At 33.9% G+C, this 12,074-nt stretch carries 8 protein-coding genes; 1 reads left to right on the top strand and 7 read right to left on the bottom strand.

Annotation, left to right across the window (positions count from 1 at the left end; all coding sequences use genetic code 11):
- The first annotated feature begins 537 nt into the window (after nucleotides 1-537).
- Entirely contained in the window at nucleotides 538-978 is a 441-nt protein-coding gene (locus ACB089_RS04480; RefSeq protein ID WP_374965466.1) for a hypothetical protein, read from the top strand.
- Nucleotides 979-1,022: 44 nt separating this feature from the next.
- Here the strand turns inward: ACB089_RS04480 and ACB089_RS04475 are convergent, their stop codons facing one another.
- The 7 genes from ACB089_RS04475 to ACB089_RS04445 form a co-directional block, all read right to left on the bottom strand.
- Nucleotides 1,023-2,186: a dicarboxylate/amino acid:cation symporter gene (locus tag ACB089_RS04475; protein WP_374965465.1), complete on the bottom strand. Its 1,164-nt coding sequence runs from the start codon at nucleotides 2,184-2,186 to the stop codon at nucleotides 1,023-1,025.
- Between the two features lie 293 nt (nucleotides 2,187-2,479).
- Nucleotides 2,480-3,574, bottom strand: a complete 1,095-nt coding sequence (locus ACB089_RS04470) for a polysaccharide deacetylase family protein (RefSeq protein WP_374965464.1) — start codon at nucleotides 3,572-3,574, stop codon at nucleotides 2,480-2,482.
- 22 nt (nucleotides 3,575-3,596) lie between these two features.
- On the bottom strand, nucleotides 3,597-6,788 hold the full coding sequence (locus ACB089_RS04465; RefSeq protein WP_374965463.1) for a hypothetical protein: 3,192 nt from the start codon (nucleotides 6,786-6,788) through the stop codon (nucleotides 3,597-3,599).
- A complete protein-coding gene (locus tag ACB089_RS04460; RefSeq protein WP_374965462.1) occupies nucleotides 6,785-8,209 on the bottom strand; it encodes a glycosyltransferase in 1,425 nt (474 codons plus the stop codon). The genes ACB089_RS04465 and ACB089_RS04460 overlap by 4 nt, the downstream gene beginning before the upstream one ends.
- Nucleotides 8,206-9,249, bottom strand: a complete 1,044-nt coding sequence (locus tag ACB089_RS04455; RefSeq protein WP_374965461.1) for a HEAT repeat domain-containing protein — start codon at nucleotides 9,247-9,249, stop codon at nucleotides 8,206-8,208. The genes ACB089_RS04460 and ACB089_RS04455 overlap by 4 nt, the downstream gene beginning before the upstream one ends.
- A gap of 2 nt (nucleotides 9,250-9,251) precedes the next feature.
- Complete coding sequence (locus tag ACB089_RS04450) at nucleotides 9,252-10,148, bottom strand: response regulator transcription factor (RefSeq protein WP_374965460.1); 897 nt, start codon at nucleotides 10,146-10,148, stop codon at nucleotides 9,252-9,254.
- Between the two features lie 868 nt (nucleotides 10,149-11,016).
- Nucleotides 11,017-11,856: an amidase gene (locus ACB089_RS04445; protein WP_374965459.1), complete on the bottom strand. Its 840-nt coding sequence runs from the start codon at nucleotides 11,854-11,856 to the stop codon at nucleotides 11,017-11,019.
- Between the last annotated feature and the right edge of the window lie 218 nt (nucleotides 11,857-12,074).

Genomic DNA, 12,074 nt, shown 5'->3' with positions numbered 1-12,074 from the left:
TCTCTTATAAAATTTAGTGCACTATGTTAATTACACTATGCACAAAAGGAATAAACCATAGAAAAACTAATATGAGCGTAACGAATAATAGAAATCTTTTTACATAAAAATTAAAAGATTTTTCTTGCTATCGTTACCTTCATAATAATGTTTAATTCAAAAAATTGGTAATCTGTAACAATTGACAATCTAGATGTAATAATTAGCCATGTATGACTCATAAATCAAAAATGTGGTCAAATTCTTTCGTCTCCAATCGGAAACAAGAAATAGAAGAAAAATTATTGTTCATGAACGAGATACAAGCCCACAAAAAATTGAGATTCATTATAGTTTTGGTCTTGGAAAATTAATCATCACAGAAGATGAATTAATCAAACAGGAAAAAATAAGAAAAACAAAAAAGCAATATGACCACAAATGCGATCAATATTGCTTATTCTTAAATATTTCATATTTCCTTATGACAAGTTACCTAAATGGCGATGTCGAGCTTAATTTATTCTTTTTGTCACTTTAGCGATTCTATCAATCATTTTGATGTTTCTATCCACGACTTTGGCTGTTCTATCCATCATTTTGACGTTTCTATCCACGACTTTGACTGTTCTATCCGTCGCTTTGACTCTTCTTTCCGTCGCTCTCGCTTTTCTATCCGTCACTTCAGCTCTTCTTTCCGTCGCTCTCGCATTCCTATCCGTCACTTCAGCTCTTCTTTCCGTCGCTCTGGTTTCCTTCCGTCACCTTGGCTCTTCTTTCCGTCGCTTTGACGTTTCCATCCGTCGCTTCGACTCTTCTTTCCGTCGCTCTCGCTTTTCTATCCGTCACTTCAGCTCTTCTTTCCGTCGCTCTGGTTTCCATCCGTCACCTTGGCTCTTCTATCCGTCGCTCTGGTTCCATCCGTCACCTTGGCTCTTCTTTCCGTCGCTCTCGCATTTCCATCCGTCGCCTCGGCACTTCTATCCGCCACTTCGATAGTTCTATCCGCCACTCCGACGTTTCTATCCACCACTCAGCATGTACTAATTCGTTTTTTTACTAAAACGATCCACAATCATGGATAATGCACCATCTCCAGTTACATTTGTAGCTGTACCAAAGCTATCTTGCGCTAGGTACAATGCTATCATCAGTGCAACCATTGTTTCATCAAAGCCGAGCATTGTTTGCAGCAAACCAATCGCTGCCATAACAGCGCCCCCTGGGACACCTGGTGCAGCAACCATCGTAATACCTAACATAAAAATAAAGCCTATATATTGTGCAAAACTTATATCCATACCGTTCATCATCATAACACCTAAAGAGCATGTCACTAATGTAATCGTACTGCCCGATAAATGAATTGTTGCAAACAATGGGATTGTAAAGTTCGTTACTTTTTCTGAGGCTCCCGTTTTTTGTGCTTGACGCAATGTAACAGGGATTGCCGCTGCTGAAGATTGTGTGCCCAATGCTGTAAAATACGCAGGAAGCATAATTCGAAGTAACTTAAGAGGGTTTTTCTTATTTAAAATTCCCGCAGCTGTATATTGAACTAGTAATATTACCCAATGCATCACAATTATTAGTACGAATACAATTGCGAAAACAGATAAGATTTTTGCTACTTGACCACCAAATGTCATGTTCAAGAAGATACCGAAAATATGGAATGGTAAAAGTGGAATAATAACGAATGCTATCAATTTTTCAATGATAACATTAAACTCTTCAAAACCACGTTTCATAACATCACTTTGAATGGCGGCCATCCCAATACCTATAATAAACGCAAAAATTAGTGCAGCCATCACATCCATTAATGGTGGCATGTCCACTTTAAAAAATGCCTGCGCTAAAAACTCCTCAGGATTTTTCATACTTTCCATTTCACCGTTTGCAATGAAATTAGGCAATACATTTCGCGCTACGAAAAAGGCGACTATACCAGCCAGTATTGTTGAGAAATAAGCAAAGAATGTTGCCAACCCTAATAATTTCCCTGAGCCTTTTCCAAGCTGGGCAATACCTGGCGCAATAAATCCAATAATAATAAGTGGTACAACAAAATTTAAAAAATTGCCGAACAAACCATTAAATGTTGCAAATATACGTACAAATGGCTCTGACACAAAATTTCCAAGTATTACTGCTAATAAAATAGCAATAATAATTTTTGCCAATAGACCAAATTTTAGTTTCATCTTAATGTCCTCCTTAAAAAAACAACTGTCTTCCCTGAATGTATATTAGTAATTTATCATAAATCGTTCCTCTAATAAACTGTTTGATAAATAGACAGAATCGCAGAATTATTATTTATAATCTAAAAATAATCCCGACCTCGTTCTCAGAAAAGATAAAAAACCTTAAAGCAGACAAGTACAAAGTGTCTACTTTAAGGTTCCTTTTCAATTTACTACTATTACATAGAGAATTTGTAGCTCAAAGGATTAGCTTCATTCCTTACGTTCAAGTTGTATTGGATTCCACTTTCCTATTTAGTGAGCTGTAATCCTTCCTCTGTACTCACTGGTAAAATTGAATCTTTACCTAAATCATTAATATATTTCATAATCTGTTCTAAAATTTCTGGCGTTGTTTCATACTCTTCCAATCGCTCTTCTGTAATACCGTGCAACATAATAATAACCCAAGATTTCTCAGCAACCGCTTTATCAATCCACTTTTTCACATCCGAAAATTCTGTTGTATTTGTAATGGCATATGATTTTAGCCAGTACGGATCATAATTATTAGGTACATTCGTTTCTCTACCTAATACACGTATACCGTCAAAATATTGCATAGCAATTTTACGTATTTCTTCATTATAATCAGAATAAGGAATCGCAACAGTTGAAACGACACCTTTACCTAGTAAAGACTCGATTGTTTTTATGCTTTCAGCAAATTCATAATGAATATCGCCCACCGATTTTTTTGTTAGGAATTGATGATTTTGTGTATGAGATGCAATTTCTAACCCTAAATCATGTGCAACCCATACTTGAGATGGTGTCATATAAATCTCATCATCTGAGTACAATTTATTACCGATAATATTAAAAGTTCCCGGCATATTATATTTCGAATGAAGTGGTAGTGCCTTATCATACCAATTTCGATAGCCATCGTCATAGGATAGGGTTACAAGTGCCTGTCCATGATAATCAGAAGTATTTAAAGGCGTGATTTTTTTAATATTTTCGATCGCAAAATTGGTCGTAAAAATCAACTTAAAACTATTTTTTAAACGCTTTGATTTATCATTTTCAATATCAGTTTGGACATTTAACGTGTATGTCGTATAGTTTTCGTATGGTTTTTTAGGCTTCACTTTGACTTTATTCTTATTAATCTCTAATGTAATCGGAAAATCATTTCCCGCTTCATCTTTAATCGTAATTGACGAGCTAGTAATCGATTCTTTATTAATTGGATGGTTAAAAGTAATCGTCCATTCCTTATTTAAATCTGTAATTTCTTTGTGCTCTACCAAAGATTCCGCTTCTGTTATAGTAATACCATTTATGCAAAAAAGCACAAATGGTATCGCTAATACAACGATCAGCTTTCTCCACTGAATCAATCGTTCTCTCTCCTTTAAACCACTATTCAAACCTCTTAAATGTTTCTTGCATAATTCCATAGGATTTTTTTAACCGTTCTTCAGTTTTAGGCATATTCCAATTATCCCATGTAAAACTATGCAATTGATTAAGTTCACCTTTTTCAATCTCTGGCAACGAAGAGACAACCTCATGCTTATCATTAACAAACAATGCACCTATATTTATTTCATCTACAAAAACTGATACTTCTCCGTTTTCTTTATAAAAATCCCCTATAAATTCTTTATGACTAGGATCTTTTGATTGAAGAAGTAACCAAGGAATACGTAATTCTATCGTTCCGTCGTCGCTCCAATTATAATCGACAAGTGAATTATAATTCTCTGCCTCCGGATTACCATTCCCCTCTATTAATTTGCCTGTTTCATATGCTTCAAAAGGTACAGTTATATCCCGTTCTGGCAAGTATAGCTCCTTATTTAAAGCATAGTAAATCGGACTGAACGTAGTGTTCTCCTTCATAACGTTTGGAGATGGTATGTCGATAAGCTTTAATTCATGCCCATATAAATAAGAATAGAAATCATAATACGGGTCTATGACCATACGTGACTCTTTATTCTTATTGAGCTCGACAACAAACTCAATACCATTACTGAACGTTACTCCTTTTAAATCTGATTTGGCTGCTTTTCCTTGATTCGGAATAACATCTAATAGAATTTGAGTCGAAGATGTTTTATTGAGTAAATCTCCTTTTAATTGAAGGTACAAGTATCTTTCATCATAATCCACGCTCATTGAAGGCTTGTTTTTTTGTTGTTCATATAAGGGAGGAGCTTTCCATTCTGACGTATTTCCGTCAACCTGTACCTTATGCCGATCAAAGCTTAGTAAACCAAATTGTTGTTCATTTGTTTGTGCATTAGACCAATAAGGGCGTTGGTTTGGATTATCATAGTCCATCGTATTCCATGTACGTTTAAACCACTCATCTTGCCAGGTAAATACTAATCCGCCCAGTAAATCCTCTGCCATAATATCCTCAAACAGATGGGTTAATATTTCACCTTGTTCCTGCTCTGATACAAATCCTTGAGTCCAGCCGTACGGATTATCATGAGTTAAACCACGTGAACCAGGGATTCCAAACTCAGCGATTAATATCGGCATACGATGTGCAGCGTGTAAATCTGCTAAATAAGCTGCATAACTATTTTTTTCTCCACGATGATCCACATACGACAAGTATTTTTGATCATAGTTAAAGAAATCTGGGTAGTATGGATACACATGGTACGATGCAAATTGACCCGTTTGTTTCGCTAACCCTTTTGTATAAATGACATTCGGATTAACACTTGCAATATCTTCATCTGTATTCGGCTCAGATGGATGATCTAATAAATCTGTTGTAACCCAGTTTGTAAAGCTCATAGGGTGCATCCAGCCATAATTATTTTGCTCATATTGCGTAATGTAATCCATTTGCTCTGCAAGCCAATATTCAAATGGGGAAGCATCTTTCGTTTCGAAATAAACACCATCATATTGTCCAATATTTGCATGCTTTTCATTTGTTCCGTTTACCATATGAGGGTACCATTCGATACCAACAACCCAACCAATTATATACTGAGAAACATCCGTATCATAATAACCAGAAGCATGTCCTACTTCGTGTTCTACATATTTATTTCCGTGAATAACATCTACAAGGGTTTTCATTTCTGCTCGGAATTTCTCAAGCGTTGCAGGGTCATAAGCATCTAAAGTTTCCTCTAAACCTTCTTCTTCAATCCACACTCCATGTAGTACATATAAAGGGTTTTCTGCTTCTTCATTATATCTTTTCAAAGCTCTATAAAAGCCAGGTGGATGTAACGTATAGACTCGAATTGTATTGGCATTCATTTCACCAATCTGTTGGAACCAACGATAATATTCATCCTCCGTAATGGCTGCCTCTCCAGGGAAATAACCGGGTTTTGCCATCCCCAGATTAACACCTTTAAGGGTGATCGCTTCCCACTGTCCATCTTTTAAGATTTCAAATGTTTGATCATTAATACGTGCATTATACCCTAATTTATTTGTTGCTGAATCGTTAGCTTTCTGCTTAACTTCTTTTTTCTCGAACTCTTCCAAAATAGACTTCATCATCGGTACATAGGCTGACCAATAAAAATCTTCATCTGAAAAATGTTGTAAAACTTTATAGACTGATGCTAGCCCTTTCATCTTATAGAAAAATGGCACTTTATTCATATCATTAAAATCGCCTGCAAAATAATAATTCGTAGCGTTTTTTTGTTCACCTGAAACAACAGCTGCGAATGAAAGAGGAATATCATGTTCATTTAAGAATTTTTTACCTTCATTCGTTAAACTCCACTCATAATTCGCTAAAACATCTTGCTCATTTTCCGCGGTAACAATATCAAACCAGTAATCATAACGAGGGCTTGATGAAACATCCAAGAACTTTTGTCCTTCTTTAGTGAAGTTAAGATAAATACCTTCTTTATCAATATGTTTATTGAATTCTAAAACAATAACCTCATCTGTAAAGTCATTCACTAATATGAAGCCCCCACCTTCATATTTCCAGTCATCCATAAATTTATCAACAACCCATTGTGGTATTTCATTATTTTTTCTATAGTCTAATTCTTCAAAATAGCGACCAATCCAGCCAGTCCAATCTATTTTCAAATACTCTAGCACTTGATTTCGAACTTCTGGAGATGTTGGTGATGCAATAGAGTTAAATTCTGCTATAAATAAACTTTTTTCTTCACTAGTTAAACGTTTCATAATAGCATCCCATTCTTGCGATTCTAATCCACCAACAATTTTCTTTGATCGTGCCCCCAATCTTTCTTGCTTTGGGTTAAGATCATCTTCATAGACACCATACGTATCTGCTAAATAGATTGCATCATAACCTTTGTAATCTTTTGGCATTTCAGAAGTAGACACACTGTTATTTTTTACATCTGGAATTGTACCAAAATAATCTTCGGACTCATCATATTGGTCTTCTTTATGTTCGTACTTCAAATAATTTAATAGCCAAGTTAACCCTAAATGCTCTCGATATGAATCATCCTTCACTGTTTTATCAATAATTGCAACATTCAGTTGTTTATTAGGTGACACAAACCAAAGAGCTATTGGTATCACTATAAGTAATAGCACTACTATTATTCCCAAATAAATACGTTTCATATCGATTCTTGCTCCTTGCTTGAAATACCTTTACGATCCATTTTGCCCCACTCTCGTCTTCTTACTAAAAAGTTTAAAAGACCTTCACAGCGCCAAATGAGTGTAATGGGACGATACCAAAAAATTTCTGTGAAACTTAATAACATCATACGTATTAAATCAGCAACCTTGAACGTTTTATTTTTGCTCCATGCTTCAAATAACACAGCCATCATTGAAAATACAACACCATAAAGTACAAATGTTAAAAGTAGCAAAATGGCTATCTCATAATAGATATCACCTAAGAAAAAAGCACAAACAATATAAATATACCCACCTAGTTCAATAATCGGCCCTAAACCTTCTACGAGCCAAAAATACGGGAAGGATAATAACCCAATACCGCCATATCTCGGATTTAAAGTCATTGTTTTATGATTCCATAAACTCTCCAATAACCCTTGATGCCATCTCCATCTTTGTCGCCTTAAAACAGCCATCGTTTCTGGTGCCTCTGTCCAACAAACAGGGTTCTCTACAAATTCAATACGTTTTTTTTCTTTCTTTTTACGGATATATCGATGCAGTTTTACTACAAGTTCCATATCTTCACCAATCATACTTTTAGTATAACCACCTGCTTCTACTACCCATTTTTTTGAAAACACACTAAATGCACCTGAAATAATTAAAACCAAGTTAAATTTACTTAATGTAATTCGTCCTATCAAAAAAGCTCTAAAGTATTCAATAATTTGCATAGTAACTAAATAATTTTTAGATAAGTTTGTTTCTAATATGGAACCAAGTTGCATGTTCATTCCATTGGCTATTTGAACATTTCCTCCTGCCGCAATTACCTCACCATCAGATAAGGCAATTGGCTTCATTAAACGCAATAAAGATGTACTCTCCAAAATTGAATCTCCGTCAACAGAGCAAAAATAAGGATATTTTGCAACATTAATACCTACATTCAAAGCATCTGCCTTTCCACCATTCTCTTTCTCTACTAAAAAACAATTTGGGTGTATTTGGGATTGATAGATTTGAATAATGGGACTTGCTAGGATTTCCATTTTTATTACTTTTTCAATTTTTTTCATTTGAAATTGCTCAATAACTATTTCTTGAGTACGATCAGTAGAACCATCATTGACCATGATGATTTCAAATTCTGGATAGTGTAAACTAAGTAGAGAATGAATACTATCCACAATACCTACTTCTTCATTATAAGCAGGTATAATTACAGATACTGGCTTAGAATAGAACGCATCAATATATGTTTCATCCATTTCAGTTTGATCAAGCCTATATTCTTTTCGTAGCTTTAAAAGGGCAAAGAAGAACATAAGGCCATACGTTACTATAACTAGTAGCATATAAATGATGATTAACCCGCCAAAAAACCACATTAAATAGTCAAGTATTATCATACTGCACGCATCCTTTTTTCTAATACTTCATTAGCCATATCAATTGCATATTGGTCATTTGTTGTTGCAATGAATTCTTTTAATCTCTGATAACCTCGTGGATCTTCAATGATCGTGTTTGCTGCTTGTGATCGTACCCACCAATTACTATCCTGTAACAATTTTTCTAAATGCTCGGCAGTATATGTTAAAGGTGCATATTTAAATAATTTTGCGACCATTAATTTTTCTTCCCATATAGACGAATTGACAAATGGAATATACGTCTCTAAATTTCGGATAACGCCAATTCTTTCAAGCCCTCTAAGAGTACGAATACGAATTTCAGTATCCTCACTTACGAGTAATTCTTCAAGTCCCTCTATAACAGCCATACTGCCCTTTGCTGCAATTGTATCAATCAATGCATATTGTGCTGCTTGTTGTAAATTCTCCATCTTTTCCATAAGGCGTTGAAGCATCTCTACTTCTAAATATGAGAATAACTTTTTATATTCACTTTCTGAAAAAGAATAATTACATAACAATATTTCTTGTATAAATTTTTCTTTTTCAAGAATAGAATATATTTTTAATAGCTGAAATACTTCTATAGAACGTTTGTGTTTAATCGATACTTCGCAAGTACCGATAAGCTCTTGTATATGAAAATCAGCAATGCGGTACATGGCATTCATTTTCCTACTCCAGTTTCTGGATTTTAATTCATTTTGGTAATATTCCTTTAAATACATCTGTGCAAAAGTATAGATTTTTTGTTGAATAGTTGGATTGGATATATTTCTTAAATACGATAAAAATATGTGTTCTACCGCTAATATTTGATATTTATTTTTAGGAATTAGCGTCACAGTAAATTGGTCGTCGCCTAAAAAGTACCCCTGCCAAAGTATTTTTGTATTTTGTATATACTCCTCCATCTCATGATTCTTTCTTTCTTCGTTCCTTTTTTGATAAATTAAATAAATCATTGCTACACCACAAAATCCTAAGAGAATAGCAATAATATACAATAACAATTGAATAGATAATTCAATCATAATCATAACCTCGCAAATGTTCTTTTTAATTGTGCTTGAAATAAATTTAAATCAAATGGCTTAATTAAATACTCATCAACGCCACTTTCATATGCGTAAATCATATCTGACTGAGATTTTCTATTTGTCATCATATAAATAATAAATTTCTTTTGATTAGCCATTTGCCTTAATGTGTGCAAGACATTGAGGCCATTTTTACGAGGTAAAATATCATTCATAATGACGATATGCGTATGTCCAGATAAATACCAATCTGACTGTAAAAATTCGTATCCATCTGAAAAAACTTTTGTTTCCAATTGAAAGTGATCTACTATCATTTTTTGAACTGTCAATTCTAATACTTCGCTAAAAATAGCATTTTCCTCTAAAATACTAACCTTCACTCTTTTAATTGGCTGTGCCTTAAAGCTCGTCACGATTTCGATTTCCCAAGGTTCCGATAGTTGACTTAAAACTTCAAACTGTTTATCTATTAAATCTTCAAACATTACTTGATCATTTTTAATCTCTACAATGATTCCCTGCAATGTAAAAGCTGAATCGATTTTAGTAGGGAAGTTCTCATTTTTTACGAGTTGAAAAATTCGATTTAAAAACGCTCTTCCCTCTTCCTCACCATTTTGTGGTAGCAAAATTCCCCATCGCAAACTTCCCTCTAACTTAAAAAGCATATCGGTGTTCCGAACTTCGGATACAAAAAAATGAGCAATTTGTTCTTCTAATTTTTCAATCACGTTAAATTGATTGGAATCAGTTACAGTTGCCTTTAAAAAAATAACTGTCATTTCCATATGTGAACGAATAACATTTGCCTTTAACACATCAAAAAGCGGCATAATATTACTTTCATTCAAAATTTTTACTTTTTGTGTAGCTTTAATTAAAGTGTCCATCCTATACTCCTCATACATTTTTTAATATAATATTTGTTTGTTCTGTAAAACTATCATGATCAATAGATAGTTTTCATAGTTTCATGCGATTTTCTTATTTTTAAGTTCACTTATTGAAGTGCGGGGAATCCATTACTGTAAAATTAAAAAGAATATATTCCACAAAAAATTGATGATTGCTAATACAATATCCGCTATAACAAATTTGTATAGACCCAATCATCTAATCCACCCTAAAATAAACTTAGTTTTATCAAATGAGTATAACTGCTTCTAGAACTTTCTACATAGAGGTACAAGCATTCTGTAGCTGACGCTTTGCTTTCGCAGCAAAACATCTACTGAAGGAAGATAAAAAATAGTTAACGGTCACACGAATATATACAAGATTTTTTTCCTTAGTAATATGTGCTTCTTGGAGATAAAGATAAAGGTAGGATATTACTTTTTACTCGATTTCGTTATGTGCTTTTTCAACGTTTTACAGTATATCATATTAGAATCCTTTTTTAAGAATATCAGTTCAAACTAAACAATTTCTAAACAAATCAAAAATTCGAAAAATTCCATCAAAATACCATAGGATAAAATGAAAAAATCGGGTGTTTTCCCCACATAAGCTGAAGAAGTTTTACAGATTATTAGCTCATCACCATAACGTGTGGTTAATTTCCGTTCCGACTGGGAGCGTCCAGCCTTCATTCCAATCAACCTATAAACATGGCATTTTAACAAATGTCATCCACAACTTTTCGTGATGAGCTAGATTATTTCCTTTTATGACAACGAACAAATAAAGGAAAAATGCCTTTTTATTGCTGATTACAAGACAACTTTATCTCGGTTAATTAAATAGCCGATAAGATATTTATGGTCGCATTTCAATCCAACTTTCAAGATGGTGGATTGCAATACCATTAAAGCTCTGTTTTCCGGAAAAATATTTTTGAATTTTGTTCAATTGTCGATTCATATACGCTTCCCCTTCTTCTGAGAAGCTAACTAAGTCGCCCTCTGCTGACTTCAAAGATTCAACACCTACAACAACTTTTTTGTCCATTCGTTTAGCATATTCAATTTCATTTTTTACGATTTGTATAATGTCCTGTGAATTATCTCGATAAGCCATTATCGTCACACCATCTGAATAATTAATTAACCATTCAGATAAAATGCCTTTACCATATTTAGTCTCAAATGAAATTTCGTCATACCAAAAAGGTATATCTAATTCTAGAGGTAATTTTAATGACCTTGCTTTCTTTTTGGCATGTATAACTAACTGTTGATAGGTTTGAATCGCGGTTGTTTGTTTTGTAGACCAAATATTTGTATCATATGGCTCAATATCTAGATGAATTCCTAAAAAACGTTGCGCCTCTGTTGCTTCACGTTGATAAAGCTCTAGCCAATTCATAAGTTGATTTTGATACTCAATGCAATTCTCTGTAATCCAATAGGCTTCCCCAGCAAGTGCGTATATTTGGATGTTTTTTGCGGTAGCCTTTTCAATAAAGCTTCGATAAACGCTTCTCGACATTTCATAATCAATTTGTAAATAAACTTTGTTTATTCGTTTACTTTCTAAAAATTGCAATGTACTGGTTTCGTTATCTACAAGTATCCACGGATTCCATATCCATGTAGAACGTTCATCTTCTGTAATACTATCTGCCTTTATAGTTGTACTATTTAGCGACATAAACATTATGCATATGATCACCAACTTTAACTTTCGACTATTAATAATTTCAGCCAGCCCCATTCATTCAAACTAGTTATACCATATCGAAAATTTATGTAAATAGAAATAAACAAAAAGAAGGATATCTCTCTTTTTACTATTATTCCTTATAAAGCAGGATTTTCTTCTTAGAAGACTGGTCAATCTCTCTCTATTTTTTATCGAGTAGGAGACTAGCCATT

The sequence above is a fragment of the Lysinibacillus sp. RS10 genome (assembly GCF_041956855.1).
In the GTDB taxonomy this organism is placed as follows: Bacteria; Bacillota; Bacilli; order Bacillales_A; family Planococcaceae; genus Lysinibacillus; species Lysinibacillus xylanilyticus_A.
The sequence above is the reverse complement of the archived record's forward strand: the minus strand, read 5'-3'. Positions and strand labels throughout refer to the sequence as shown.

Coding starts and splice junctions, on each gene's coding strand:
- ACB089_RS04450 (WP_374965460.1), bottom strand. CDS start 10,148: ATGGACACTTTAATTAAAGCTACACAAAAAGTAAAAATTTTGAATGAA.
- ACB089_RS04460 (WP_374965462.1), bottom strand. CDS start 8,209: ATGATAATACTTGACTATTTAATGTGGTTTTTTGGCGGGTTAATCATC.
- ACB089_RS04455 (WP_374965461.1), bottom strand. CDS start 9,249: ATGATTGAATTATCTATTCAATTGTTATTGTATATTATTGCTATTCTC.
- ACB089_RS04475 (WP_374965465.1), bottom strand. CDS start 2,186: ATGAAACTAAAATTTGGTCTATTGGCAAAAATTATTATTGCTATTTTA.
- ACB089_RS04465 (WP_374965463.1), bottom strand. CDS start 6,788: ATGAAACGTATTTATTTGGGAATAATAGTAGTGCTATTACTTATAGTG.
- ACB089_RS04445 (WP_374965459.1), bottom strand. CDS start 11,856: ATGTTTATGTCGCTAAATAGTACAACTATAAAGGCAGATAGTATTACA.